This is a genomic window from Brevibacillus sp. YAE8, assembly GCF_057543335.1.
This window is the reverse complement of the sequence record NZ_BAAIYG010000003.1, coordinates 99,554-124,409: the sequence shown is the minus strand read 5'-3', so window position 1 is coordinate 124,409 and position 24,856 is coordinate 99,554. Positions and strand designations below refer to the sequence as shown.

The window sequence follows — 24,856 nt, the reverse complement described above, 5'->3', positions numbered from 1 at the left end:
CGAATGTATGAACGTTGATTTGGATAAAATTCAACAGGCTGTCCGCATGATTCTGGAGGCGGTAGGCGATAATCCCGACCGGGAAGGGCTGCTGGATACTCCCAAGCGCGTTGCGAAAATGTATGCCGAAGTATTCGAGGGCATGCACATAAACGAAGAGCAGTACTTCGAGACGGTGTTTAGCGAAGATCACGAAGAAATGGTTCTGGTCAAGGACATCCCGTTCTACTCGATGTGCGAACACCATCTGGTTCCGTTTTTCGGCAAGGCGCATGTCGCCTACGTTCCGCGCGGCGGGCGTGTCGTAGGCTTGAGCAAGCTGGCGCGCGCGGTCGACACCGTGGCGAAGCGTCCGCAGCTTCAGGAGCGAATTACGACAACGATTGCCGACTCCATCGTTCGCAAGCTCGATCCGCACGGCGTGATCGTCGTGGTGGAGGCAGAGCACATGTGCATGACGATGCGCGGCGTGAAGAAGCCTGGCTCGAAAACCGTCACCTCTGCGGTGCGCGGCATGTTTGAAAAAGACGCAGCCGCTCGTGCGGAAGTGTTCAGCCTCATCCGTTCCTAGCGTCCCGCTGGTATGCAGTCAACGCGTGCGAAGATGAAAATTACGGCATTTTCTATTGACACTGTAGGTAAAATATTGTAAAGTACAGATGTACAGTCGGGATGTGGCGCAGCCCGGTAGCGCGCACCCTTGGGGTGGGTGAGGTCCAGGGTTCGAATCCCTGCATTCCGACCATCTGAATAAAAAGCGAGGAAGCCTCTGAACAGGCTTCTTTTTTTGTTCTTGACAGTTGCCATTTTTGCTATTGGCTTCCTGATCTTTCTTTTTTATAATAGAGGGGAGACAAGCAAGGGAAGGGTTGTTCCATGCCATGAAGGTGCCTGTATCGCTTCAGCCGTATTTACAATCAATGCCGCAATCTTATTTGACCGATCAAGCAGCTTCTTCCCCATACGGAGAGCAGGATCTCTTTTCTGATATCTTGCAGACGCAGTTGGCGTCAGGCCAGCGCGTCATTTCCTCGCAAGAGATTTTGGCCAAGCTCGACGGCAGCAAGGAGTGGAAGCTGGCCGCAGACTACGAGGCAGAGTTGAATACGACGGCGGCAAAAGTAGCAACGGTTGCTCCCGGAGCTATTTTGGAGAAAATCGAACGGACCGCCAAAGCGCTCGGCGTCGACCCTGACCTCGTCAGGGAAGTCGTGAGGGCAGAGTCCAACTTCAACCCGAACGTCGTTTCCAAAGCGGGGGCAAAAGGCTTGATGCAGCTTATGGACAAGACTGCACAGGCGATGCGCGTCCGCAATGCATACGACCCGGACGAAAACTTGGCGGGTGGAACCAAATACTTGAAATCGCTTCTCGACCGCTATAATGGAAACGTCAAAGTGGCGCTGGCAGCGTACAATGCAGGCCCGGGTCGCGTAGGCCGACTGGGCATCGACAGCGATGAGGAGCTGGAGGCGAAGTACAATCAGTTGCCTCAGGAAACACAGCGTTATGTAGCAAAAATCATGAGCCGTTTGCAGCCCGACGGGACATCATACTAGACAAGGCGCATCACGCACTGGTCAGGAGGAAACAACTTGTCACAGCCATTTAACCAGGACTATTTTGTAGTCAAAGCAAAAGAAAACGGCGTGCATGTCATCGGCCTTACACGCGGCTCCGACACCCGTTTTCATCATACGGAAAAGCTCGACAAGGGCGAAGTGATGATCTTCCAATTCACAGAGCATACTTCTGCCATCAAGGTTCGAGGAAAAGCGGTGATTTACTCGCAGCACGGTGTCATCGATACGACGGAATAACGAGTTCCATTTTGCGAAAGCAGGCATAGCCTGCTTTTTTTATTTGTACAATGGTGGAGAGGAGGGATGTCTATGCCGCGCCAACTGCTCGTGGCAATTGTCGTTTCCACTTTTTTGGCCTTGATGCTGTCGCTTGTTCCGAGCGCCGGGTGGCAGCGGACGGATGTTCCAACCTTCCAGCCGTCACACCCGATTCAACTGAGCGAGCGAAATGTCCTCGATTTGTTTACATTGATGACGCCACACTATAAAATGAAGCGTATAAAATGGGAAAACCCGTCAGTTTATGTCGATTTCGTGATCAAACCGGGGGAAAAGGTGAATGTCAGTCATGTGTATCACGATTTTTATCAGTTGACATACGAGCTGTTGACGCTCACGGATAATGTCGGGCAGGTCTATTTCCGCTTGCTGGAGGAAAGCGACCAGCCGAAAGAGTCGAAACTACTGATTGCCATTCAAACGACGGGAGCCAGTTCGCTGGCGCATCCCAAACCGATCGCGGAGCTGGAAGACGTCGATTCCTTTGTCAAAAACACATTTCCCGTGCGAATCGAGCCGTATTTTTACGAGAGAATTAGTCCCTGATGGAAGAAGTATGGTATGATAGTAAGGACGGCCTTTTGACCGGATGGTAAAGGTAGACGGAAGTGTACGGAACAGGCAGACATCTTTAGGTTGCGCAGCTTGTGGAGGAGGACGCATGAGCAAAGAACATACCCCATATGTAGAAGAGGTTCGGTCGATCATCGAGCAGATCTACAAGCGAACCACCCATTCCTATGTAGAGTATTACGTGGACGTTCCTTCCATGGCGGAAAATCGCCTGGAACTCTTGTATCTGTTTTTGCGGGAACAAGGCATGACGAAGGAACGGGCATCCATTTTCTGCACGGCGACGGGACTTGTTCAGTTGGGACTGGACATGCACGAACATGTCAAAAATCAGTACGAAGATTCATTGAGCGCAGAACGAAATCGGCAGTTGACGGTGCTCGCCGGCGATTATTACAGCAGCCGCTACTACCACCTGCTGTCTGAAACAGGCGAGATCGAAGCGATCCAGGTGTTGTCCGGAGCCGTTCAGCGCGTGAATGAAGCGAAAATGAAGCTGTACGTGGCAGGTCGCGATTCCAGAAGCTTGTCAGACGAAGAGTACTGGGAGCTGCGCAATGCGATTGATACAGGCTTGTATGTAGCGATTGTCGAGAAGTATGCCGATTCGGACGATCGCCGCCGTTTCTGGGTGAACCTGATGAAAGAAACGGCTAAGGTAGAGAGTGTCATTGGAGAATGGGAGCAAATCAAGTGGCAAGAACAAGTTCCTTTTGGTTTTGCTCGTTTTTTGCTGCAAAAACCAGGCGCTACGCTTGCCCAGGTGTTGTCAGGCGTCGAGATGAAAGCCATGGAAATGCTCAGCTTGTGCGAGCAAATGGTGCGCACGCTGCACCCTGCCGAAACGCGCAACGTGCTCGCTTCCATAACGGCTCGCTACTCCCATCGAGTGAATCGCCTGAAACGAGTTATTGAGGAGATGTAGCCTAGTGGACCAGACACAAATGAAAGAGAAGGCAAAGTACGTTCACTCCGTATTTGAGAGCATTGCAAGCGACTACGACAAAATGAACAACGTCATCAGCTTTGGCAGCCATCTGGCCTGGCGCAATTACACCATGAAGCAGATGAACATCAAGCCAGGGGACAGCGCGCTTGATGTCGCCTGCGGAACGGCTGACTGGACGATTGCGCTGGCAAAGGCCGTGGGCAAAGACGGGCGGGTTGTCGGGCTGGACTTCAGCCAAAACATGTTGGATGTCGGAGCGTACAAGGTAGCGAACGCCGGGGTCGGCAATACCGTCAAGCTGGTGAATGCCGACGCGATGAATCTGCCTTACGAGGATAATACATTTGATTTTGCCACCATCGGCTTCGCCTTGCGCAACGTACCGGATGTGCAGCAGGTGCTAAATGAGATGGCCCGCGTCGTGAAGCCGGGAGGAAAAGTCGTTTCCCTGGAAGTGTCCAAGCCTCCATTCATTCCGTATCGCAAGCTATTTTACTTATACTTCTATAAAATTTTGCCGTTGATTGCGAAAATGACCGTGAACAAGTATGAGGAATACGCTTGGCTCCCGCACTCCCTGACGAATTTCCCGGACAGCCGCGAGCTGGCGGGGATGTTTCAGCAGGCTGGTCTGGCCCCGGTCCAGGTCAAGCTGTTTATGGGTGGGGTATCCGCTCTGCATATCGGCACAAAGCCGTAGCCTCAGCGTCTGGCCCCGGCGTGAGCGGGCATGGGCGGTATTTTTTCAGTAGATAGGAAGTGTCATAGATGGGTCTACGTAAATTGAAAATCATCTTGGAAATGATAAAATTCGAGCATTCCCTGTTTGCTCTGCCCTTTGCTTTTATGGGCGCAGTTTTGGGAAGTATTGTAATTGAGAAGGCATGGCCGACCTGGCTGGAAATTTTTTGGGTGACCGTTGCGATGGTAGGGGCGCGCAGCGCAGCCATGTCGCTGAATCGACTCATCGACCGCGTCATTGACGCCAAAAACCCGCGAACGGCAACACGCGCGATTCCGGCAGGGCTGATCTCCGTTTTGGAAGTCATCCTGTTTATCGTCGTTTCGTTCATTGTGTTGTTCATCGCTGCTTTCCAGTTGAACGATCTGGCCGTCAAGCTGCTGCCTCTTGCTGTTTTCGTACTGGTGCTGTATTCCTACACCAAACGCTTTACATGGCTCTGCCATTTTGTATTGGGAGTAGCAATCGGGTTCGGACCGCTGGGAGGCTGGGTAGCCACGACAGGCCAGGTAGACGCGATCGGCTTACTCCTGTTTGCGTCCGTGCTGTTCTGGACGGCGGGCTTCGATATTATTTACGCGTGCCAGGATGCCGATTTTGACCGCAAAGAAGGGCTGTTCTCGATGCCGAGCCGCTTTGGCATTGCGAATGCGCTGCTCGTGGCGAGACTGTGCCACATCCTTACCTTTGTCGGCTTGATGTCGCTGTACGTCGTAGCGGACTTGTCGATCTGGTTCCTGCTCGGCGTGCTCATCTCCGGGGCGATCCTGATTTACGAGCATACGCTGGTGAAGCCGACCGACCTGTCCAAAGTCGACGTGGCGTTTTTCAACATGAACGGAATTTTGAGCGTCGTCATGTTCGTGTTTACTATGATTGATCTGGTGATTGCATGAACAGGCAAAAGTGGGTAGTGGGGATTACAGGAGCAAGCGGCGCGATTTACGGCGTCCGCGTCGTCACCGAGCTTTTGCGCGCCGGGCATATCGTCCATCTGATGATTACCGAGGCAGGCTGGCAAGTTTTTCACGATGAGCTGGACTGGCATGCAGATGATCGGGAAGGGCTATTGCGGGAGAAGCTCCAGCAGGATTTCCCCGGAGAGCTGCATTATTGGGGCCTGCGCGACTTCAATTGCCCTGCTGCGAGCGGTTCGTATCGCTGCGACGGCATGATCGTCGTTCCGTGCTCGATGGGCACCGTATCCGGCATCGCCCATGGCGCCTCCGGCAATTTGCTGGAGCGCGTCGCCGATGTGATGATTAAGGAAGGCAGGCGGCTGGTCATCGTCCCCCGGGAGACGCCGCTCAATGCGATCCACCTGGAAAACATGCTCACGCTGAGCAGGCTGGGCGTGCGGATTTTGCCGGCGATGCCCGGCTATTACCAAAAGCCGCAAACGATGGATGACCTGATTAACTTTGTCGTTGGGAAAGCTTTGGATGCACTGGATGTACCACACTCGCTGTTTCGGCGTTGGGGGGAGTAGACGCATGCAAAAGTCTTTGCGGATCGGACAAATCTTGTACACCAACGTACTGCCTGTTTACTACTACTTTGAACAAGCAAAATTCGAGGACCGGATCGAGTTCATCCGCCAGGTGCCAGCCCAGTTGAATCTGGCGATGGCAAAAGGCGAGATTGACATGGGGCCGATCTCCTCGTTTAGCTATGCTGAGCATGCCTCCCAGTACGTGGCATTGGCAGACCTGTCTGTCAGTGCCAAAGGGAGAGTAGGCTCCCTTTTCTTATTCAGCAAAAAGCCGATCGAGCAGTTGAACGGGGCGAAAATCGCCCTGACCAACACGTCAGCGACGACGGTGAACCTGTTGAAAATCGTGCTCCACAAGTTTTACGAATACGAGATCGCTTACGTTACACAAGAGCCGAATCTGGCGCAGATGCTGCAAGGCGCAGATGCTGCCCTGCTCATCGGCGACGACGCGATTGCCGCAGAGCGGACGGCCAAAGACTTGCACGTGTATGATCTCGGGGAGCTGTGGCACCGATTTACGGGCTATTCCATGACGTTTGCCATCTGGGCGCTCAGGCGCGCTGTCATAGCCGAGCATTACGATTTGATCGCGGAAGTCCACGCTTCGTTTTTGGCGAGCAAAAAGAAGACGAAAGCCGATCCCGGTCCGTTAGTGGACTATGTATGCGCGCACTTCGGCGGAACAAAAGAGGAATGGATTCGTTACTTCGCGGGACTGCAGCACGATTTCGGCGAAGGGCAGCGGGTAGGACTGGAGTATTATTACCGATGCGCGGCGGAGCTGGGGTTACTAGCGGCGCCCGCGACCGTCGAGTTGTGGCAGGCGGATGGCCACAAGACCAATATTACGCTTGCGAGATAGGTGGAACGGATAACGGATGAACCTAGTCGATATTTACTTCAAGATGAAAAAGGACGTCCAGTACATTGAGGATGAACTGGAAAAATCGATCGATACAGACGTTCGCGAGCTGTATCAATCCTCGACGCATTTGCTCAAAGCAGGAGGAAAGCGCATCCGTCCGGTCTTTGTGCTGCTCGGAGGCAAGTGGGGCCATTACGATGTAAAAGTTTTGAAGCACGTCGCCGTCCCGCTTGAGTTGATTCATATGGCTTCGCTCGTGCACGACGACGTGATTGACGATGCGGACAAGCGGCGGGGCAAAGACACGGTGCGCATGAAATGGGACAACAAAATAGCGATGTACGCGGGCGATTACATTTTCGCGCGCGCGCTGGCGATCGCTTCCCAGCTTCCGAATCCGAAGCTGCACCAGATTCTCTCCAACGCCATTGTCGAGGTGTGCAAGGGCGAGATCGAGCAAGTAAAAGATTTGAACAACTGGGATCAAAACTTCCGCACGTACTTGCGCAGAATCAAGCGGAAAACGGCGCTTTTGATCGCGATTAGCTGTCAGTTGGGTGCCGTGGCGAGCGGAGCCACCGAAGAGTTGGTGCGAAAAATGTACTGGTACGGCTACAACGTCGGAATGGCTTTTCAAATTACCGACGACATTCTCGACTTTACCGGAACGGAAAAGCAGTTGGGGAAACCGGCGGGCAGCGACCTTCTCCATGGCAACATCACGCTGCCGGCGCTCTACACCGCTTACCACGGCAAGGCGAGCGGACAGTTCCAGGAATGGATCAGGCAAAATACGTTTTGGGAGCATACGGACGAAGCGATTCGCCTGGTGCGCCAGGACGAAGGCATTGCCTTTTCCCAGCGGCTGGCCGAGCGCTATATCGCCCGCGCGCATGCGGTTCTCAGCGACTTGCCCAATACGCAGGCGAAAACATCATTGACAGGAATTGCCAACTTTATCATCGATCGCAAATTTTAATGAGAATTTGACTGTCTGCCTGTTGCTTGGCCACCCCAGTTTTGATAAAATTTTCGTTGGTGTTGTAAACACCAATACATAGCTTTGATGGAGGCATACTTACAATGGAAAAAACGTTCCTTATGGTAAAACCTGACGGCGTACAACGTAACCTGATCGGAGAAATCGTATCCCGTTTCGAGAAAAAAGGCTACCAACTCGTTGGTGCTAAACTGATGGTAGTAAGCCGCGAACTGGCTGAACAACACTACGCCGAGCACAAAGAGCGCCCGTTCTTCGGCGAACTGGTTGACTTCATCACTTCCGGTCCTGTATTCGCAATGGTATGGCAAGGAAACAACGTCATCTCCACTGCTCGTGCGATGATGGGCAAAACAAACCCGGTTGATGCGGCTGCTGGTACAATCCGCGGCGATTTCGCGACTTCCGTTGGCATGAACATCATCCACGGTTCCGATTCCCCAGAAAGCGCTGAGCGTGAAATCGGCCTCTGGTTCTCCGCTGATGAAGTTCTCTCCTTCGAGAAAACAATCCAACGCTGGATCTAATTTGCCGATCCAACGACGAAAAAACCCCATGCGTGGGGTTTTTTCTTTTTTTCGTCAAAATCTCCCCGAGAAGTGATAGGATTTTGGCGAATATTAGCGAAATCAAAGAGTTAAGAGTTTTCAAGGGGGTACAATTCTGTATGGAAGATAAGGACTTTCTCCAATTTATCGCTAGTGTGAAAAAAATGACCGGAATTGATCTTGCCCTCTACAAGGAAGCACAGATGAAGCGGCGCCTGACTTCGTTGCGGCAAAAGCGGGGCTATGGCACGTTTGTCCAATATTTCGATGCGATTGCAAAGGACAAGGAACTGTTTTACGAATTTCTCGATCGGATGACGATCAACGTCTCGGAGTTTTTCCGCAACCCTGGGCGCTGGGAAGTTCTTGAGAACAAGATCTTGCCGCGGCTCGCCAAGCAATCGTCGCGCATCAAATGCTGGAGTGCCGCTTGTTCCACTGGCGAGGAGCCGTACACGCTCTCGCTGATCTTGCTGCGTAAGCGTCTGGACGCGACTGTACTGGCATCCGATATTGATGAGGGCGCGCTGGCCAAGGCCAAGCAAGGCGTTTATACGGACCGTTCGTTGCAGGATTGTCCGAAGGAGCTGGTGGACAAGTACTTCGTCAAGGACGCGCTCAGCTACCGGATTTCCGACGAGGTGAAGAGACGTGTCACGTTCAAGAAGCACAACTTGCTCGCTGATGCGTTTGACACGCAGTTCGATCTCATCATCTGCCGCAACGTGATGATCTATTTCACGGAAGAGGCGAAGCACGAGCTGTACCACAAGTTCAGCCGGGCGCTCAAACCGGGCGGCGTGCTGTTTGTCGGCAGCACGGAGCAAATTTTCCAGCCCCAGCAATACCAGTTGGAGACGGAAGATACGTTCTTTTATCGAAAAATGGGATAAATCCCCTCGGCCTTTCGTATAACTCTGCTCTTTTTTCCCAAGACTAGGAATACTTACTTTGTCAAGGGAGGCAGCAGATGGATAAGCACAAGGTCATCGAAGCATACCGTCGGGGTTTGATTACGTTGCAAGAATGCGGACAAATACTTGGGGCTGAAAAAACTCAACTGGATGATTTGATACGTGTGGATCATTCCAGAAGGCCGCTTAGCCCCAATCCTTTTTTGATGGTCGATCCTTTTTAATCAGCGCCATCTGCAAACGAAGCGCTTCTCCCGTCGGAGGGGCGTTTTTTCTGCAAACGAAAGGTTTTCGCGCAGGTTTCTACTTTTGTGTTTCCACAGCGAGACAGGTATGATATTATAGCGCTTAAAAGTGATAAAGGACAGCGACCCGAACCGGAAGGAATTGGGGACACGAGCTGCCTGGAGGATGGAGGAAGGAAGAGATGCGTTACTTGACAGCAGGGGAATCTCACGGCCCGCAGCTTACGGCGATCATCGAGGGAGTTCCGAGCAACCTGCCGATTTCCGTTGAGGCAATCAATGAACAGTTGGCACGTCGTCAAAAAGGGCATGGACGTGGCCGCAGAATGCAGATTGAAAAAGACCAGGTGAAAATTTTGTCCGGCGTGCGCCACGGTTATACGACAGGGGCACCGATCACGCTGGTCGTTGAAAATAAGGATTGGACTCACTGGCAAACGATCATGAGTGCCGAGCCGGTAGAAGAGGGCGCAGAGGAAAAGCGCCGCGTCTCTCGCCCGCGTCCAGGCCACGCTGACCTGAATGGTGCGATTAAATACCATCAGCGCGATATGCGAAATATTCTGGAACGTTCCAGCGCCCGCGAAACGACAATCCGCGTGGCCGTAGGGGCTGTCGCTCGCCAATTGCTGGCGGCTTTCGGCATCCGGATCGGCGGACAAGTTTTGCAGATCAATGATGTGGTGGCGAAGCGTCAGGAGGTCAGCCTGGAAGAGCTGATTGCCCGGACGGAAGAATCGCCGGTTCGTTGCCTGGATAAAGAAGCGGAGCCGCTCATGATGGCGGCGATCGACAAGGCAAAAGAAGACGGCGATTCCCTCGGCGGCGTGGTCGAAGTAATCGTGGAAGGCGTGCCGATCGGCCTTGGCAGCCACGTGCAATGGGATCGCAAGCTCGACGGACGACTGGCGCAGGCGATCATGAGCATTCAGGCGTTCAAAGGCGTGGAAATCGGCATCGGGTTTGAGGCGGCAGGCTTGAAAGGCTCGCAAGTCCACGACGAAATCATCTGGAACGAAGAGACCGGCTACAGCCGCAAAACGAATCGCGCAGGCGGTTTGGAGGGCGGCATGACGACGGGGATGCCTGTGGTCGTGCGCGGCGTGATGAAGCCGATCCCGACGCTGTACAAGCCGCTCATGAGCGTGGATATCGACTCCCGCGAGCCGTTTTCCGCGAGCATCGAGCGCTCCGACAGTTGCGCGGTTCCGGCTGCGAGCGTCGTAGCGGAAGCGGTAGTCGCGTGGGAGATCGCGCAGGCGATGTGCGAGAAGTTCCCGAGCGATTCGATGGACGACATGATCGAAAACGTGCGTGAATACCGCGCGTACACGGAGAAATTCTAATGAAGACCAACAGACTGACAGTAGAGCTGGGAGAGCGTTCTTACGAGATTGTGATCGGCGATTCTCTATTGCAGCAGGTTCCTGATTTGCTTGCGGAGGCAGGAGTTGTCTCCACAAGCAAACTGATGATTATTACAGATGAGCATGTGGCGGTTCGTTACTTAGAGCCGCTGCGCGATGCTCTGCGCGCTGCCGGATACAATGCGATAGCGAGCGTCGTGGAAGCGGGCGAGCAATCGAAAAGTCTCGCTGTCTACGAACGGTTGATGACCGAAGCGATTCAGGGCGGACTGGACCGCAAATCCGCAATTCTCGCGCTGGGCGGCGGCGTCGTGGGGGATTTGGCTGGCTTTGTGGCGGCTACGTTCATGCGCGGCATTGACTTTGTCCAGTTGCCGACGACGTTGCTCGCTCACGACAGCTCAGTCGGAGGAAAAGTGGCGATCAATCACCCGTTGGGGAAAAACTTGATCGGTGCTTTTCATCAGCCTCGCGTCGTGATCTACGACACAAAGGTGCTACACACCTTGCCCAAGCGCGAAGTGGCCGCAGGCTTTGCCGAAGTCATCAAGCACGCTCTTATTTCGGACGCCTCCTTTGTGGATTGGCTGGAGGAGAACGCCGCACGCCTGTGGGAGCTTGATTCAGAATTGTTAGGGAAAGCGATCGAAAGAGGCTGCGCCGTCAAGGCTGCGGTTGTCTCTGCCGACGAAACCGAGCAGGGCCAGCGTGCGCTTTTGAATTTGGGGCACACATTCGGCCATGCGTTTGAGGCGCTGTCGGCGTACGCGACGTTGAATCACGGCGAAGCCATTTCCATCGGGATGTGCATCGCCGCCAAAGTAGCGGAGCGAATCGGCTTGGCGCAAAGAGGCGTGTACGATCGCACGAAGCATTTGCTCAGCCTGTACCATTTGCCAACGGCTTGGCCAAAAGGTCTGCAGCCGCAAGACGTCCTCGAGGCGATGAAGCGGGATAAAAAGACGGTCGGCGGCCAGCTTGCCCTCGTATTGCCTAGCGCAATCGGGCAGGCGGAGATTGGGAAACACGTAGACGAACAGCTCATCCTGACAGTAATGAGTGAAGAAGCGGAGGCTTTGTAATGGGAATGCGAGGAATCAGAGGCGCGGTTACGGTAGAAGCCGATACGCGGGAAGAGATTGTCTCTTCCACCAAGTGGCTCCTGGAAGAAATGGTCACGCGCAATGAAGTAAATCCGGAAGAGATCGGCAGCATCATCATCACGACGACAGAGGATTTATGTGCGACGTTTCCCGCCCAGGCGGCGCGTCTGTTGGAAGGGGAGGCCTGGCAGTATGTCCCGCTGATGTGCGCGCGGGAAATTCCTGTGCCGGGCAGCTTGCCCCTCTGTATTCGCGTCATGATGCACGTCAACACAGAGAAGTCGGCAAAAGAGATTCAGCACGTCTTTTTGCGGGATGCAGTCAAGCTTCGCCCGGATTTGACAAATCGCAGTTGACAATCAGGGCGCTCTCTTTTACCATAAGTGAAACGAGAGCGCCTCGTTTTTGCAGAAGAAGAGCCAATACCGGCTGAGTTGAGAATGAGTAGAGCAGAGTTGAGATGAGTTAGGTTGAGGAGAGAAGAGCAGGCTGGGTACATATTTGTCTACCCAATCCAGTTCTGTCGCTGGGTTTTTTTGTATATTTTTTCTCCCCCCTACCTCTCGCTCTAGGCAGCGGGCAGTGAAAAGGCGGTTGTTCTCCCTTTTCGCTCCCACTAAAAAGGAGATGAGAGTTCATGTATTTTCCCTCCCTTGCTGAGGTCAAGAACCTTTCGGCGACCTATTCCCTGATTCCTGTGAGCCTGAAGCTTTTGGCAGACCAGGAGACACCCATCCGATTGTATCAGAAGATTCGTACGAGTGATTCGTTTTTGCTGGAGAGCGTGGAAGGCGGAGCGCGTTGGGCCCGTTTCTCGTTCATCGGGATGAACCCTTTTCAAATCGTGGAAGCAAAAGGGGAAGACATCTCCGTAGTGACGCGCAGCGGAGAGCGAAAAGCTTTGACAGGCAATCCCGTCCACTTTTTGCGCCAGGAGACGGATCGCTTCAAGAGCCCGAAGCTGCCCGGCTTTCCCCGCTTGAGCGGCGGGGCCGTAGGCTTTTTTGGCTACAACACCCTGCGCTATTTTGAAAATTTGCCGGCGCACCGCCAAGAGGCAGTGCGCGTGCCAGACATGCGCTTCCTCTTCGTCGACGAAATGATCGCTTTCGATCACTTGAAGCAGGAAATTCAGTTGATCGTCAACTTGCACGTAGAGCCGGGAGATTCCGCCGAGGTTATTGACGAAAAATACAAGCTAGTCTGCGAAAGGCTGGAGCAGCTCGCTACAAAGGTAACCGCTCCGCTGGAGGTGGACAGCCGCATCCAGGTAGAAACCCAGTCACCAGCCCCGCTCAACGTCGAGCCGAACATGAGCCGCGAGCAGTACGAGCGGATGGTCGAGCAGGCAAAAGAGTACATCGCAGCGGGCGATATTTTCCAGGTAGTGCTCTCGCAACGTTTTTCCGTCAAGACCGACGTTGATCCGTTTGCCGTGTACAGACTGCTTCGCACGCTGAATCCTTCGCCGTACATGTACTACCTCGAATACGAGGGCGAGACGGTCGTCGGTACGTCTCCCGAGCTGCTCGTGCGGGTCGAGGATGAAAAAGTCGAGATGCGCCCGATCGCCGGAACGAGAAAAAGAGGCGCGACGCCGCAGGAGGACGAGGAGCTGGCGGCAGACCTTTTGGCCGACAAAAAGGAACGGGCGGAGCATTACATGCTTCTGGACCTGGGCCGCAACGATGTCGGCAAGGTGTCGGCTTACGGCAGCGTCAGCGTGGAAGAGGCGCTCGTCATCGAAAATTACTCGCATGTGATGCACATGGTGTCGCACGTGACGGGCAAGCTGCGCGAGGGGCTACACGCCTTTGACGCCCTGCTCAGCGCCTTCCCGGCCGGGACCGTCTCCGGCTCGCCCAAGCTGCGGGCGATGGAGATTATCGCCGAGCTGGAACCGGATGCCCGCCATCTGTACGCCGGAGCGATCGGCTACATTTCCTTCGACGGCTCGCTCGACAGTTGCATCACGATCCGGACGTTGTTTTTCCAGGATGGGTACGCGCACGTGCAGGCAGGAGCAGGCATCGTCGCCGACTCGGTTCCCGCAAGCGAATACCAGGAGACGGTAAACAAGGCAGCCGCGATGATTTCAGCTTTGGAAAAGGCAGAACAGCTATTTGTGCGCAAGGAGGTATTGCCATGCTGACCCATGCATTGGAGCAAATTTTGCAAGGAAACGATTTGTCGCGGGCAATCGCAGAGGAAGCGATGGGAGAAATCATGGACGGCAAAGCGACGCCAGCCCAGATCGGAGCCTTTTTGGCGAGTATGCGGCTCAAGGGCGAGCAAGTAGAGGAAATCATCGGGTTTGCGCAGGCGATGCGCGCCCGGGCGATGCGTTTTCCGATCGAGCTGCCGGGTCTGGTCGATACGTGCGGCACAGGCGGAGACGGCAGCAACACGTTCAATATCTCGACAGCCAGTGCGATTGTGGCGGCGAGCGACGGCGTGCGGATCGCCAAGCACGGCAACCGGGCTGTGTCGAGCAAAAGCGGCAGTGCAGACGTCCTCGAAGAGCTGGGCGTTCCGGTCAACCTGTCGCCCAAGTCCGCCGCTGATTGTCTGCGTGCGACCAACCTGTGCTTTTTGTTCGCGCCGCTCTACCACCAGGCGATGAAGCATGCGGCAGGTCCGCGCAAGGAGCTGGCCGTGCGCACCGTTTTCAACCTGCTTGGCCCGCTGACGAATCCGGCAAACGCCAGCCATCAGCTCATGGGCGTCTACGATGCGAAGCTGCTGCCGACTGTCGCGGCTGTCCTGCGCGAGCTGCATGTAGAGCGGGCGCTGGTCGTGGCTGGCTCTGACGGGCTGGATGAGCTGACCGTGACGGGAACAAGCCAGATCGCGGAGCTGCGTGACGGCGAGATTCGCACGTATGAGATCGACCCAGAACAGTTCGGATTGCGCCGCCATGAAAAAGAAGCGCTGCGCGGCGGAGACGCATGCGAAAACGCGACGATCATTCGCGAGGTGTTCGCTGGCAAGCGCGGGGCGGCGCGCGACATCGTGCTGTTAAACGCAGGGGCGATCCTCTACCTGGCGAATCGCGTTCGCTCGATCGAAGCAGGCGTGATCCGGGCAGCGGAGCTGATTGACGACGGACTCGTCATGCGCAAGCTGGAGCACATTCGGCAAATTGCAGGAGGGATGATTCATGCTTCATAAAATCGTGGAAAAAAAACGCGAGGAAATCGCTCGCCTGCAAAAAGAGACGACCGTAGCGGCCTTGCTGCAGCAAGCCAAAGCGCAGGAGCGTCCGCGCGGCTTTCGCCAGGCGCTGGAACAGAGCAGCCGCCCGGTCAGCGTAATTGCCGAAGTGAAAAAGGCTTCGCCGTCCAAAGGGCTGATTCGCCCGGATTTTGACCCGCTCGCGATTGCGCGGGCGTATCAGGCGGCTGAGGCCGAGTGCCTGTCCGTCTTGACCGACGAGTCGTTTTTCCAGGGCAGTCTCGCTTATTTGCAGGGCATTCGCGAAGCGGTAGACCGTCCTTTGCTGCGAAAAGATTTTCTCATCGAAGACATTCAGGTAGTGGAAGCGCGGGCAGCCGGAGCGGATTGCATTTTGCTCATCGCCGCGATCCTTACGCACGAGCAACTGCGGCATTTGTCGCAGACGGCGGAACAACTCGGGATGGACGTCCTCGTCGAAGTCCACGACAAGCGGGAGTGCGAGCTCGTTTTCCGCGCGATCGAACCGAAGCTGCTCGGGATCAACAACCGCAACCTGCATACGTTTCAGACCGATCTCGCGGTGACGCACGAACTGCTCGCGGAGCTGCCTGCTTCCCTGACTGTCGTTAGCGAAAGCGGCATTTCTTCTGCGGCCGATGTGGAAAACGTCAGACGGGCGGGAGCGAGAGCGGTTTTGGTCGGCGAGCACTTCATGCGCCAGCAAGACGTGAAACAGGCGGTTTTCGATCTGGTCGGACCAGCGAAAGGCAGCAAGGCGGGGGTGAGCTTGTGACCCGGTTGAAAATTTGCGGGATCAAACGCCCGGAGACGCTTGCGCTGCTAAAAGAGCTGGACGTCGACTATGTCGGTCTGGTGTTTGCGCCAAGCAAGCGCAAGGTAGACGCGAAAACGGCAGGGAGGCTGCTCGCTGCCGTTTTCGGCCACCCGCCGGCTGTCGGCGTGTTTGTCAATCCGACGATGGATGAGCTGGCTGCAGTGCTCGCGGAAGCGCCGCTTTCTGTCATTCAACTGCACGGCCAGGAGACGCCGGAATTTTGCCGCCAAGTGCGAGAGCGGTTTTCGGTGCCGGTATGGAAGGCACTGGCTGTTGGAGGCGAAGCGGATGCCTCCGCGTCGCTGGAAGCGTATCAGGGGATTGTAAGCGCCTTTTTGTTCGATACGTACGATCCGGCGCAAGCAGGCGGAACAGGGAAAAAGTTTTCGTGGGAGCAAATTCCGCTGCTGCAAGCGAAGTGCAAGGAAGCGGATTGCATCATCGCAGGCGGGATTCATGCCGAAAACGTAGCCGAGCTGATTGGCACGTACCAGGCTGCGGTGATCGACGTGTCCAGCGGAGTAGAGACGGATGGAGAGAAAGACGGAGAAAAGATAAAAAAACTGGTGGAGAGGGTGAAGGCGCATGCCAAGCAATACACAGACAACCACGCGGGTCGTGCCTGACGAGAACGGACGGTTTGGAGCGTTCGGCGGAAAATTCGTGCCAGAGACGTTGATGAATGCTTTGTACGAGCTGGAGGCTGCTTTTGAGGAAGCGCGACGTGATCCACAGTTCGTAGCCGAGTTGAATGAGCTGCTCAGCAAATACGCAGGTCGCCCTACGCCGCTGACACATGCGGAGCGGCTGACGGAGGCGCTTGGCGGGGCGCAAATCTACCTCAAGCGCGAAGACCTCAACCATACCGGGGCGCACAAGCTGAACAATGCGCTCGGGCAGGCGCTTTTGGCAAAGCGTATGGGCAAAAAGGCGATTATCGCAGAGACGGGAGCGGGGCAGCACGGCGTTGCCAGCGCGACGGTCGCAGCGAAGCTCGGGCTTTCCTGCAAAGTGTTCATGGGCGAGGAAGACATTCGCCGCCAATCGTTGAACGTCTTTCGCATGAACTTGTTGGGAGCGGAAGTCATTCCGGCCGTGTCCGGCTCGCGGACGCTGAAGGACGCGACGAACGAGGCGATTCGCCACTGGGTTTCGCACGTAGAGGAGACGTTTTACGTGATCGGCTCGGTCGTCGGCCCGCATCCGTATCCGTACATGGTGCGCGAGTTCCAGAAAATTATCGGGGAGGAGACGCGTAAGCAAATTTTGCAGCAACTCGGCAAGCTGCCCGACGAGGTAGTCGCCTGCGTAGGCGGCGGCAGCAACGCGATCGGGATGTTTTACCCGTTTATTCAGGATGAGTCTGTCGCGCTTCGCGGCGTGGAAGCGGCAGGAAAAGGAATCGAGACAGACAAGCATGCCGCGACATTGACCCTTGGGCGGCCAGGCGTGATTCACGGCTCGCTCACCTACTTGCTGCAGGATGCGCACGGACAGGTGCAAGAGGCGCACTCGATCTCGGCGGGGCTGGACTACCCGGGCGTCGGCCCTGAGCATGCGTATTTAAAAGATACCGGGAGAGTGACGTACACGTCCGTAACCGATGCGGAGGCGCTCGCGGCCGTCGAGCTTTTGTGCCGCACGGAAGGGATTATTCCCGCACTGGAGAGCGCCCACGCGATTGCTGAGGTCATCAAGCGCGCTCCGCAAATGTCGCCGGAGAAGATCATCGTCATTTGCCTGTCGGGACGCGGGGACAAAGACGTGCTGACCATCCAGGAAGCGCTGGCGGAACGCACAGAAGGGGGAGTGGCATGATGACGGCAGCAACGAATCGAATTGACCGTTTGTTTGCGGATCGCAGCCGCAAGCGTTTTATCCCGTTTATTACGGTAGGAGATCCGACCTTGGAAGCGACGTTTCAACTCGTGACTGCGATGGTGGAGGCCGGAGCGGACGTGATCGAGCTTGGCGTTCCGTATTCCGATCCGCTGGCAGATGGCCCTACGATCCAGCGCGCCTCGCAGCGTGCGCTGCAACACGGCGTGTCGATCGCAGACGCCTTGCAGCTCGTCTCCCGCCTGCGAGAGTCGGGCGTAGAAGCGGGCATCGTCCTGTTTTCTTACTTCAATCCCGTGCTGCAATACGGAATCGAACGCTTTTTCGCCGACCTGGCCGCGCATGGAGCAGACGGCGTCGTCATTCCGGATTTGCCGATTGAAGAAAACGGCCCTGCCGTGGCTGCCGCGAAGCAAAACGGCTTGCACGTCATTTCGCTCGTGGCACCGACGTCCGATACGCGCATCCAGACGATCGGCGAGCAGGCGACAGGCTTTTTGTACTGCGTTTCGTCGCTCGGCGTGACGGGAGCGCGGACAGACTTGCGCGAAGACTTGGCGGACTTTTTGGCGCGGGTAAAAGCAAGCACGACTGCGCCGACTGCCGTCGGATTCGGCATCTCCACGCCAGAGCAGGTGCGGGCCGTAGCGCCGCATGCAGACGGCGTGATCGTGGGCAGCGCGATCGTGCAGCAGATTGAACAGCACGAGGACCAACTGAAAGATCCGGCACAAATGCCAGTTGCTGTTGAAAAAATAAAAACGTTTGTACAACAGTTGGCGAGTGCGCTACAATAATGGGAAAAATGTGACTGGAGTGAACGTGGATGCAACCGAAGCAACGCATACTCAATGCCCCGGTATATCAGCCAGGGAAGCCCATTGAAGACGTCAAACGGGAGTTTGGTTTGACAGAAGTAATCAAGCTGGCGTCCAACGAGAACCCTTACGGCTGCTCGCCTAAGGCGAAGGCGGCCATTGCGGAGCAACTGGATAATCTCGCTCTTTACCCGGACGGCGCAAGCCTCAGCCTGCGCTGGGATTTGGCCGATTTCCTCGGCGTGAAGCCTAGTCAACTCATTTTCGGCAATGGTTCCGACGAAAATTTGTTGATGATCTCCCGCGCTTTTTTGAGTGAAGGCACGAACACGGTCATGGCGACTCCTACCTTTTCCCAGTATCGCTCCAATGCGATTATCGAAGGGGCAGAGCTGATCGAGGTTCCGCTCAAGGACGGCGTTCACGATCTGGAAGCGATGGCAGCAGCCATCAACGAACAGACGAAAGTCGTATGGGTATGTAACCCGAACAACCCGTCCGGTACCATCGTGACTGCGACAGAGCTGGAAGCGTTCCTGAAAAAAGTGCCGAGCAGCGTTCTCGTTGTTTTGGATGAAGCTTATTACGAGTATGTTGTTGATCCAAAATATCCACAAACCGTTCCTTTGCTCGATCAGTATCCGAATCTGATTATTTTGCGGACGTTCTCCAAAATTTACGGTCTGGCAACGCTGCGGATCGGCTACGGCATCGCCTCCGAAGAGCTGGTGTCTGCACTGGAGCACGTGCGCGAACCGTTCAACACCGGAGCGCTCGGTCAAGTAGCAGCTCGTGCGGCCTTGCGCGACCAGGAGTTCGTGGCCGCATGCCGCGAGCGCAACCGCGAAGGGCTGAAGCAATTGACGGACGCTTTTGACGAGTGGGGACTTTCTTACTTCCCGTCGCAGACCAACTTCATTTTGGTTGACCTGAAAAGAGATTCCGATGAAGTGTTCAAAAAGCTGTTGACGCACGGCATCATCGTGCGCTCGGGGAATGCACTCGGCTTCCCGGGATACCAGCGGATTACGGTGGGAACGAAAGAACAGAATGAAAAGATTTTGTCTGTGTTGAAAGAAATTGTGACTGGCGCATTGAAATAACGGACAAAAGATGCCGGGCGTGCCCCGGCATCTTTGTCTACGCGAACAAGGAAGGACAGGAAGTGGAGATGAAAAAAATTACTATCGCCGTAATCGGAGTCGGATTGATCGGCGGTTCGATCGCTTTGTCGATGCGACGGGACCCCAACATCCGGGTCGTCGGTTACGACGTACGTCAAGAACCGTTAGATAAAGCGTTGACGCTCGGCGTCATCCACGCAGGCACGACCGATTTGCAAACGGCCGTCCGGGAAGCGAATGTCATTTTTCTCGCTGCGCCTGTCGAGCAGATCGTCGCTACCTTGCAGCATTTGCAAGACATGGAGCTGCAGCCAGACGTCATTGTAACAGACGTGGGCAGCACCAAGGCCGGCATCGTCAGACAAGCCGTAGAAGTCATCCCGGAGCGCGTGACGTTCATTGGTGGACACCCGATGGCAGGCTCGCACAAGTCAGGGGTCGAAGCGGCTTCGGACAGGCTGTTGGAGAATGCCTATTACGTATTGACGCCCGCACCGGGCACCCCGCCTGAAAAAGTCGAGCGCCTGACCGAATTGCTCTCGCTGACGCGGGCAAAAGTCGTGCAAATGGACGCTGACACCCACGATCAGGTAGTGGGCGCGGTCAGCCACTTCCCGCACGTGCTGGCATCCGCGCTGGTCAATCTGGTTGCGGGCTACGACGAGGAAAACGGCTGGCACGCACGCCTGGCCGCAGGCGGCTTCCGCGACATTACGCGCATTGCGTCCAGCAACCCGCGGATGTGGCGCGATGTGCTCCTGCAAAACCGCGAGCCGCTGTTAAAAATCGCCAAAGATTGGACAAAAGCTCTGGAGGATGTTATCGAGCTTGTGGAAGAGGGCGATCCAGAAGGCATTGAGCGGTTTTTCCAGACAGCGCGCGATTTTCGCGACGGCCTGCCGGAGCGCAAAGCCGGGGCTTTGCCGCCTCTGAACGACCTGTATATCGACATTCCCGACCATCCGGGGGAGATTGGCCGCATCACGACGCTTTTGGGAGCGAAGCAGATCAACATTACCAACCTGCAAATCAGAGAGACGCGTGAAGACATATACGGAGCGCTGCGCATCACCTTCCATTCCCAGGAGGAGATGGAAAAAGGGGAGGAACTTCTGCGCTTTTTCGATTACAATGTGTACAGGCGTTCCTAAGCCATTTTGTACAAACACACTTTACAACGAAGACGCTTCACAGCATGACTAATTGCTGAAGAGACAAAGGGGAGTGGAACTGTGCTTCGAGTTCGTCAAGCCAAAAAAATAACAGGGACCGTGCGTGTTCCGGGAGATAAATCCATCTCGCACCGCGCTGTCATGTTCGGTGCGCTGGCAGAGGGCGTCACCACGATTGAAGGCTTTTTGCCTGGGGCAGATTGCCTGAGCACCATCAGTTGCTTCCGCCGCCTGGGCATCGAGATCGAACAGCAAGGCGACAAGGTGACTGTTCACGGAAAAGGCTGGTACGGCCTGCGGGAGCCTTTGCAGCATCTCGACGTCGGCAACTCCGGGACGACGATTCGCCTGATGTCCGGAATTATGGCGACACAGCCGTTTCACGTAGTGATGGAAGGCGATGAGTCGATCGCCAAACGCCCGATGCGGCGCGTGATCGGACCGCTTCGCCAGATGGGCGCGAAGATCGACGGCAGAAAAGACGGCGAGTTTACGCCACTCTCGATTCGCGGCGGCAAGCTGGAGGCGATCGCTTACCAGTCTCCGGTAGCGAGCGCACAGGTCAAGTCGGCGATTTTGCTCGCAGGCTTGCAGGCGAACGGCGTGACCAGCGTCACGGAGCCGCATTTGTCCCGCGACCATACGGAGCGCATGCTGCAAGCGTTTGGCGTCTCTGTCGTGCGCGACGGCCTGACCGTATCTGTAGAAGGCGGACAAAAGCTGACAGGACGGGCTATCTCCGTGCCAGGGGACATTTCCTCTGCGGCGTTTTTGATCGCAGCGGTTATGGTTGTTCCCGGCAGCTCGCTGTTGATCGAAAATGTCGGCATCAATCCGAGCCGCACAGGGATCATCGACGTGGTCAAAGCGATGGGCGGAAGCCTGGAGCTGCTCAACGAGCGCGTCGTAAACGAAGAGCCGGTTGCCGATTTGCTCGTGACCCATTCCGAGTTGCACGGCATTGAAATCGCGGGCGACATCATTCCGCGGCTGATCGACGAGATTCCGGTGATCGCGGTCATGGCGACGCAGGCAAAGGGCAAGACCGTGATTCGCGATGCGGAGGAGCTGAAGGTAAAAGAAACCGACCGCATCGCTACGGTCGTAAGCCAGCTCTCCAAGTTCGGCGGTCGTGTCACGCCGACAGAGGACGGCATGATTATCGAAGGCGAGACTCCGCTGACAGGCGCGGTCATCGACAGCATGGGCGATCACCGCATCGGAATGGCGATGGCGATTGCCGGATTGGCGGCAACAGGGGAGACGGGAATCGAAAACGAGGAAGCGATCGACGTATCGTTCCCGGGATTCCACGAGCTGCTTACGCGCATCAGCCAACAGTAAAAAGAGGGAAAGGAGCCTGCCGCTCGCAACCGAGCCAGGCTCTTTTGCCTGTCTACCAACCGCCGGGAAAACGTCGGGACAGGTCTGGCGGTTTTTAGCAAAAATGATTTGACAAGCGCTTACATTCCGTTTATTATAAAACTACAGTATGGTTTCTCTCCACTCCTATCCAATATTATAAAAGCACACGTGTGCTACCGCCGTTTGAATGCGCTTACAATCAACGGCGGTCTTTTTTTGTATTTTTTTCCTTGCCCGCGCATATGCTCGTACAAATTGCAGCTCGATGCGAGGCGGGAGGGGACGAGCGTGCCGGAGCAAGGAATGGTCATTCGAGGAGGAGCGGTAGTCACAGCGCACGGAGTCAAAGAAGCAGATATTTGGATTGCAGGCGGAAAAATCGTTCGCATCGCCAAGGATACCTTGCCCAAAACGACCGCGACGACCGTCTTTGAAGAGGTGGACGCGTCCGGTATGTATCTTTTGCCCGGTTTCGTCGCACTGCCGACACAATCGTTGTATAAAATAAAAGATGGGAAGACGTACATAGAAGTGATGCGAGAGCTCGTCAGGAGCGGTTGTACGAGCTTCGTGGACGTGTTGCGCCCGGAGCCGTGGATGAGCAGGCCGCAGGTGGAATACCAGCAGACGAGGCACTTCAACAGCCCACTCGACTACGCCTGGCACGTGGCGATCGAGCCTGCCCAGCTACAGCCGAGAACGGTGGCGCAGTACTCAGAGCTCGGCTTTTCTTCCTTTCATGTGACGGTCCGAAGCCCAGAAGAAATTTCCACAATAAATTGGGAAACGCTTTTGCCACTTCATACGTCAAAACAAACGATTCTGCATTTGCATATTCAAAATGATGCTTCCGTAAAAAAAGAACAGCGTGATCTCATTCGGCAGCTTTGGCTGGACGCCACGAGATACTGGAAGGTGCGTACTGTCATTGCTGATCCGTCAGCGGCCTTTGAACCAAAACAATCCGATCCGTTTTTGCACATTTTCCGTTTGAACGCTGAAACAACTGACCGGGCTGTCCGATATATATATCAGAGGTTTTACGATAGCTGCCAGGTCGCTTCGCCTCTGCAGGAGGTTCGCATTGACTATCGCAGGAGATGGTGCCCGCCGGAAATGCTGCTTTGTCTGCTCGTCAGGCTCGCTTCGACAAACGTTGCCAAGGCGATTGGGCTTTATCCGCAAAAAGGAAGCTTGACACCAGGGGCGGACGCTGATATTGTCTTCCTGAAAAAGGAAAACTGGTTGACAAAGTATGATCTTTCCACTATTCTCAATTTTAGCGAAATGCATCTTCCAGCATCTGTTATGTCGAACGGTAAATGGATGTATCGAAATGCGCAGTTTAGCTCTTCAATCGGGATGGGCAGGCGGATTTTCGACACAAAGCCCAACGCTTATGTCATTTAACCCCAAAATTGGGGGTTTTTTCGTGAAGGATTCCCGCAGTGAGACGAGAAAAGAATCGTAAGGTCGCGCAACTTTTTACATCCCCAGCAGTCTAATATGACAAAGGCCGCTGAGGGATCGGAATCGCAAGGAGGTAATCCTGATCATGACCGATTCCCAGCTTATCCGAGAGATTAAAGAAGGTAATCTGGAATGCTATGCTGAACTGATTCGTCGTTATGAAAAAAAGATCCTCTCATTTGTCACTCACCTTTTGCGCCAGGCTCATTTGGAGCATATCGCTGAGGACATCTGTCAGGAGACGTTTTACAAGGCGTATAAGAGCATTCATTCTTTCCGTGATGTAGAAGCAACCTTCTCCACCTGGCTCTATACGATAGCCCGCAACTCCGTACTCAGCGAATTGCGCAAAAGCCGCAACTCCGACGTGTATCTGGACGATACGCTGCAAGTGCCGATGGCTTCTCCCAAAACCTTGCCCGAGCAGGTGTTGTTGCGCAACGAGCGGGAGAGCATGGTCAGACTGGCGATCAACAACCTGCCGGAAAAGCAGCGTTCCGCCCTGATTTTGCGGGAGTACGAACAAATGGATTACACAGAGATCGCCACGATCCTCAATTTGACCGTCAGCTCCGTGAAATCCTTGCTGTTTCGGGCACGCCAAAGTATAAAAGGCCAGTTGGAAACCTACATCCTGGACCCTCAATTGGATGAAGCTGAAGGGATGAATCGATGATGAAATGTGAAGAAGTGCAGGAAATTCTGCCTGACTACGCCGAAAATCTGTTGCCCGAGGTGACGCAACGCCGCGTCGACCATCATATGGCTTCTTGTTATGCCTGCCGTTCCGACTATGAAATTTGGTCGGACAGCGGGGAGTGGATGGCGATGGACAAGGAAGAGTACCATTCGGTTACGCCTTCCCGTTCCATTGTAGATGCGGTCATGGCCCGGATTTTGTCTGAGGAGCAGTGGGCGATCCCGATTGGCAGAAAAATTTTCAGCGTAACAGCCAGAATGCGACGTATGGGGGCAAGTGTAGCCGTACTTTTGCTGCTGTTGTTTACGTTTACGCTATATGTGAATACAAGCTCCACGGAACAGGCTAACGCCCTCGTCATTAACGGGGAAGTGATGGCGATGAACACGCCAAAGGCACAAGTCATCTCTTCTTCCATGCAAACAGATGATGGTACATACGTTGTAGAGGCACAGCCGCTCTCTTCCCAGGGAGATGCGCTTGCGAGTGCGACGGCTTCCATCGTTCCGCTGGATGGCAAGCCTGCGACAGCGGATGCAGTCAAGCCTAACTATTCGATCGTGCTCAGTGTTTTCGGGATTTTGATAACCGTGTTGACAATGAGCTGGCTTACTCGTGCATAATGGTATAAGATCATTAAGGAAAGAAAAGACCGTCCTCGGACGGTCTTTTGTGGCTATTCATCGAGAATAC

At 54.9% G+C, this 24,856-nt stretch carries 28 protein-coding genes and 1 tRNA gene; all 29 read left to right on the top strand.

All coding sequences use genetic code 11. From position 1 onward, the window contains the following. Positions 1–7 precede the first annotated feature (7 nt). The 29 genes from folE to AC27IT_RS05860 all read left to right on the top strand — a co-directional run bounded on the left by folE (position 8) and on the right by AC27IT_RS05860 (position 24,786). Entirely contained in the window at positions 8–571 is a 564-nt protein-coding gene (gene folE, locus AC27IT_RS06000) for a GTP cyclohydrolase I FolE (protein WP_005831313.1), read from the top strand. Between the two features lie 97 nt (positions 572–668). Next, positions 669–745, top strand: a tRNA-Pro gene (locus tag AC27IT_RS05995). A gap of 136 nt (positions 746–881) precedes the next feature. Further along, positions 882–1,559: a lytic transglycosylase domain-containing protein gene (locus AC27IT_RS05990; RefSeq protein ID WP_283859161.1), complete on the top strand. Its 678-nt coding sequence runs from the start codon at positions 882–884 to the stop codon at positions 1,557–1,559. A gap of 36 nt (positions 1,560–1,595) precedes the next feature. Next, a complete protein-coding gene (gene mtrB, locus AC27IT_RS05985; RefSeq protein ID WP_005831309.1) occupies positions 1,596–1,820 on the top strand; it encodes a trp RNA-binding attenuation protein MtrB in 225 nt (74 codons plus the stop codon). Positions 1,821–1,892: 72 nt separating this feature from the next. Continuing rightward, complete coding sequence (locus AC27IT_RS05980) at positions 1,893–2,408, top strand: hypothetical protein (protein ID WP_005831307.1); 516 nt, start codon at positions 1,893–1,895, stop codon at positions 2,406–2,408. Between the two features lie 115 nt (positions 2,409–2,523). Next, positions 2,524–3,360, top strand: coding sequence for a heptaprenyl diphosphate synthase component 1 (locus AC27IT_RS05975; RefSeq protein ID WP_005831305.1), 837 nt, complete (start codon positions 2,524–2,526; stop codon positions 3,358–3,360). A gap of 4 nt (positions 3,361–3,364) precedes the next feature. Continuing rightward, complete coding sequence (locus AC27IT_RS05970; RefSeq protein WP_005831303.1) at positions 3,365–4,084, top strand: demethylmenaquinone methyltransferase; 720 nt, start codon at positions 3,365–3,367, stop codon at positions 4,082–4,084. A 68-nt stretch (positions 4,085–4,152) separates the two neighbouring features. Beyond that, positions 4,153–5,022, top strand: a complete 870-nt coding sequence (locus tag AC27IT_RS05965) for a UbiA-like polyprenyltransferase (protein ID WP_005831302.1) — start codon at positions 4,153–4,155, stop codon at positions 5,020–5,022. Next, complete coding sequence (locus AC27IT_RS05960; RefSeq protein WP_005831300.1) at positions 5,019–5,615, top strand: UbiX family flavin prenyltransferase; 597 nt, start codon at positions 5,019–5,021, stop codon at positions 5,613–5,615. Before AC27IT_RS05965 ends, AC27IT_RS05960 begins: the two co-directional genes overlap by 4 nt. A gap of 4 nt (positions 5,616–5,619) precedes the next feature. Beyond that, positions 5,620–6,483: a menaquinone biosynthesis protein gene (locus AC27IT_RS05955; RefSeq protein WP_005831298.1), complete on the top strand. Its 864-nt coding sequence runs from the start codon at positions 5,620–5,622 to the stop codon at positions 6,481–6,483. A gap of 16 nt (positions 6,484–6,499) precedes the next feature. Continuing rightward, positions 6,500–7,465, top strand: coding sequence for a polyprenyl synthetase family protein (locus AC27IT_RS05950; protein ID WP_007785438.1), 966 nt, complete (start codon positions 6,500–6,502; stop codon positions 7,463–7,465). A 104-nt stretch (positions 7,466–7,569) separates the two neighbouring features. Next, the gene (gene ndk / locus AC27IT_RS05945) at positions 7,570–8,013 is read left to right on the top strand and encodes a nucleoside-diphosphate kinase (RefSeq protein ID WP_005831294.1); all 444 of its coding nucleotides are present in this window, start codon (positions 7,570–7,572) and stop codon (positions 8,011–8,013) included. A 140-nt stretch (positions 8,014–8,153) separates the two neighbouring features. Beyond that, positions 8,154–8,927 carry a CheR family methyltransferase gene (locus AC27IT_RS05940; RefSeq protein ID WP_007785436.1) on the top strand — a complete coding sequence of 258 codons (774 nt, stop codon included), beginning with the start codon at positions 8,154–8,156 and terminating at the stop codon, positions 8,925–8,927. A gap of 77 nt (positions 8,928–9,004) precedes the next feature. Continuing rightward, positions 9,005–9,172, top strand: a complete 168-nt coding sequence (locus AC27IT_RS05935) for a hypothetical protein (protein ID WP_007785434.1) — start codon at positions 9,005–9,007, stop codon at positions 9,170–9,172. A 203-nt stretch (positions 9,173–9,375) separates the two neighbouring features. Continuing rightward, entirely contained in the window at positions 9,376–10,539 is a 1,164-nt protein-coding gene (gene aroC, locus AC27IT_RS05930) for a chorismate synthase (RefSeq protein WP_005831290.1), read from the top strand. Then, the gene (aroB, locus tag AC27IT_RS05925; protein ID WP_327944621.1) at positions 10,539–11,642 is read left to right on the top strand and encodes a 3-dehydroquinate synthase; all 1,104 of its coding nucleotides are present in this window, start codon (positions 10,539–10,541) and stop codon (positions 11,640–11,642) included. The genes aroC and aroB overlap by 1 nt, the downstream gene beginning before the upstream one ends. After that, the gene (gene aroH / locus AC27IT_RS05920) at positions 11,642–12,019 is read left to right on the top strand and encodes a chorismate mutase (protein ID WP_005831286.1); all 378 of its coding nucleotides are present in this window, start codon (positions 11,642–11,644) and stop codon (positions 12,017–12,019) included. The genes aroB and aroH overlap by 1 nt, the downstream gene beginning before the upstream one ends. Before the next feature lie 281 nt (positions 12,020–12,300). Beyond that, positions 12,301–13,815: an anthranilate synthase component I gene (trpE, locus tag AC27IT_RS05915; RefSeq protein ID WP_327944620.1), complete on the top strand. Its 1,515-nt coding sequence runs from the start codon at positions 12,301–12,303 to the stop codon at positions 13,813–13,815. Then, positions 13,809–14,834, top strand: coding sequence for an anthranilate phosphoribosyltransferase (gene trpD / locus AC27IT_RS05910; RefSeq protein WP_005831282.1), 1,026 nt, complete (start codon positions 13,809–13,811; stop codon positions 14,832–14,834). The genes trpE and trpD overlap by 7 nt, the downstream gene beginning before the upstream one ends. Then, complete coding sequence (gene trpC, locus AC27IT_RS05905; protein WP_429776908.1) at positions 14,824–15,633, top strand: indole-3-glycerol phosphate synthase TrpC; 810 nt, start codon at positions 14,824–14,826, stop codon at positions 15,631–15,633. Before trpD ends, trpC begins: the two co-directional genes overlap by 11 nt. After that, entirely contained in the window at positions 15,630–16,301 is a 672-nt protein-coding gene (locus tag AC27IT_RS05900; RefSeq protein ID WP_340673826.1) for a phosphoribosylanthranilate isomerase, read from the top strand. The genes trpC and AC27IT_RS05900 overlap by 4 nt, the downstream gene beginning before the upstream one ends. Further along, the gene (gene trpB, locus AC27IT_RS05895; RefSeq protein ID WP_005831276.1) at positions 16,261–17,493 is read left to right on the top strand and encodes a tryptophan synthase subunit beta; all 1,233 of its coding nucleotides are present in this window, start codon (positions 16,261–16,263) and stop codon (positions 17,491–17,493) included. Before AC27IT_RS05900 ends, trpB begins: the two co-directional genes overlap by 41 nt. Beyond that, entirely contained in the window at positions 17,493–18,311 is an 819-nt protein-coding gene (trpA, locus tag AC27IT_RS05890) for a tryptophan synthase subunit alpha (RefSeq protein ID WP_005831274.1), read from the top strand. The genes trpB and trpA overlap by 1 nt, the downstream gene beginning before the upstream one ends. A gap of 29 nt (positions 18,312–18,340) precedes the next feature. Then, complete coding sequence (gene hisC / locus AC27IT_RS05885; protein ID WP_005831272.1) at positions 18,341–19,435, top strand: histidinol-phosphate transaminase; 1,095 nt, start codon at positions 18,341–18,343, stop codon at positions 19,433–19,435. 68 nt (positions 19,436–19,503) lie between these two features. Beyond that, positions 19,504–20,607: a prephenate dehydrogenase gene (locus AC27IT_RS05880; protein ID WP_007785422.1), complete on the top strand. Its 1,104-nt coding sequence runs from the start codon at positions 19,504–19,506 to the stop codon at positions 20,605–20,607. Between the two features lie 81 nt (positions 20,608–20,688). Beyond that, positions 20,689–21,972: a 3-phosphoshikimate 1-carboxyvinyltransferase gene (gene aroA / locus AC27IT_RS05875; protein ID WP_007785420.1), complete on the top strand. Its 1,284-nt coding sequence runs from the start codon at positions 20,689–20,691 to the stop codon at positions 21,970–21,972. 474 nt (positions 21,973–22,446) lie between these two features. Continuing rightward, positions 22,447–23,403 carry an amidohydrolase family protein gene (locus AC27IT_RS05870; protein WP_238500585.1) on the top strand — a complete coding sequence of 319 codons (957 nt, stop codon included), beginning with the start codon at positions 22,447–22,449 and terminating at the stop codon, positions 23,401–23,403. A 145-nt stretch (positions 23,404–23,548) separates the two neighbouring features. Next, the gene (locus AC27IT_RS05865; protein ID WP_007785416.1) at positions 23,549–24,139 is read left to right on the top strand and encodes an RNA polymerase sigma factor; all 591 of its coding nucleotides are present in this window, start codon (positions 23,549–23,551) and stop codon (positions 24,137–24,139) included. Beyond that, on the top strand, positions 24,136–24,786 hold the full coding sequence (locus AC27IT_RS05860) for a zf-HC2 domain-containing protein (protein ID WP_238500589.1): 651 nt from the start codon (positions 24,136–24,138) through the stop codon (positions 24,784–24,786). The genes AC27IT_RS05865 and AC27IT_RS05860 overlap by 4 nt, the downstream gene beginning before the upstream one ends. Positions 24,787–24,856 lie beyond the last annotated feature (70 nt).

Excerpts from the sequence above, each read along its gene's own strand:
- folE (WP_005831313.1), top strand. The coding sequence starts at position 8 with ATGAACGTTGATTTGGATAAAATTCAACAGGCTGTCCGCATGATTCTG.
- AC27IT_RS05990 (WP_283859161.1), top strand. The coding sequence starts at position 882 with ATGAAGGTGCCTGTATCGCTTCAGCCGTATTTACAATCAATGCCGCAA.
- AC27IT_RS05980 (WP_005831307.1), top strand. The coding sequence starts at position 1,893 with ATGCCGCGCCAACTGCTCGTGGCAATTGTCGTTTCCACTTTTTTGGCC.
- AC27IT_RS05975 (WP_005831305.1), top strand. The coding sequence starts at position 2,524 with ATGAGCAAAGAACATACCCCATATGTAGAAGAGGTTCGGTCGATCATC.
- AC27IT_RS05965 (WP_005831302.1), top strand. The coding sequence starts at position 4,153 with ATGGGTCTACGTAAATTGAAAATCATCTTGGAAATGATAAAATTCGAG.
- AC27IT_RS05960 (WP_005831300.1), top strand. The coding sequence starts at position 5,019 with ATGAACAGGCAAAAGTGGGTAGTGGGGATTACAGGAGCAAGCGGCGCG.
- AC27IT_RS05955 (WP_005831298.1), top strand. The coding sequence starts at position 5,620 with ATGCAAAAGTCTTTGCGGATCGGACAAATCTTGTACACCAACGTACTG.
- AC27IT_RS05950 (WP_007785438.1), top strand. The coding sequence starts at position 6,500 with ATGAACCTAGTCGATATTTACTTCAAGATGAAAAAGGACGTCCAGTAC.
- ndk (WP_005831294.1), top strand. The coding sequence starts at position 7,570 with ATGGAAAAAACGTTCCTTATGGTAAAACCTGACGGCGTACAACGTAAC.
- AC27IT_RS05940 (WP_007785436.1), top strand. The coding sequence starts at position 8,154 with ATGGAAGATAAGGACTTTCTCCAATTTATCGCTAGTGTGAAAAAAATG.
- AC27IT_RS05935 (WP_007785434.1), top strand. The coding sequence starts at position 9,005 with ATGGATAAGCACAAGGTCATCGAAGCATACCGTCGGGGTTTGATTACG.
- aroC (WP_005831290.1), top strand. The coding sequence starts at position 9,376 with ATGCGTTACTTGACAGCAGGGGAATCTCACGGCCCGCAGCTTACGGCG.
- aroB (WP_327944621.1), top strand. The coding sequence starts at position 10,539 with ATGAAGACCAACAGACTGACAGTAGAGCTGGGAGAGCGTTCTTACGAG.
- aroH (WP_005831286.1), top strand. The coding sequence starts at position 11,642 with ATGGGAATGCGAGGAATCAGAGGCGCGGTTACGGTAGAAGCCGATACG.
- trpE (WP_327944620.1), top strand. The coding sequence starts at position 12,301 with ATGTATTTTCCCTCCCTTGCTGAGGTCAAGAACCTTTCGGCGACCTAT.
- trpD (WP_005831282.1), top strand. The coding sequence starts at position 13,809 with ATGCTGACCCATGCATTGGAGCAAATTTTGCAAGGAAACGATTTGTCG.
- trpC (WP_429776908.1), top strand. The coding sequence starts at position 14,824 with ATGCTTCATAAAATCGTGGAAAAAAAACGCGAGGAAATCGCTCGCCTG.
- trpB (WP_005831276.1), top strand. The coding sequence starts at position 16,261 with ATGCCAAGCAATACACAGACAACCACGCGGGTCGTGCCTGACGAGAAC.
- trpA (WP_005831274.1), top strand. The coding sequence starts at position 17,493 with ATGACGGCAGCAACGAATCGAATTGACCGTTTGTTTGCGGATCGCAGC.
- hisC (WP_005831272.1), top strand. The coding sequence starts at position 18,341 with ATGCAACCGAAGCAACGCATACTCAATGCCCCGGTATATCAGCCAGGG.
- AC27IT_RS05880 (WP_007785422.1), top strand. The coding sequence starts at position 19,504 with ATGAAAAAAATTACTATCGCCGTAATCGGAGTCGGATTGATCGGCGGT.
- AC27IT_RS05870 (WP_238500585.1), top strand. The coding sequence starts at position 22,447 with ATGTATCTTTTGCCCGGTTTCGTCGCACTGCCGACACAATCGTTGTAT.
- AC27IT_RS05865 (WP_007785416.1), top strand. The coding sequence starts at position 23,549 with ATGACCGATTCCCAGCTTATCCGAGAGATTAAAGAAGGTAATCTGGAA.
- AC27IT_RS05860 (WP_238500589.1), top strand. The coding sequence starts at position 24,136 with ATGATGAAATGTGAAGAAGTGCAGGAAATTCTGCCTGACTACGCCGAA.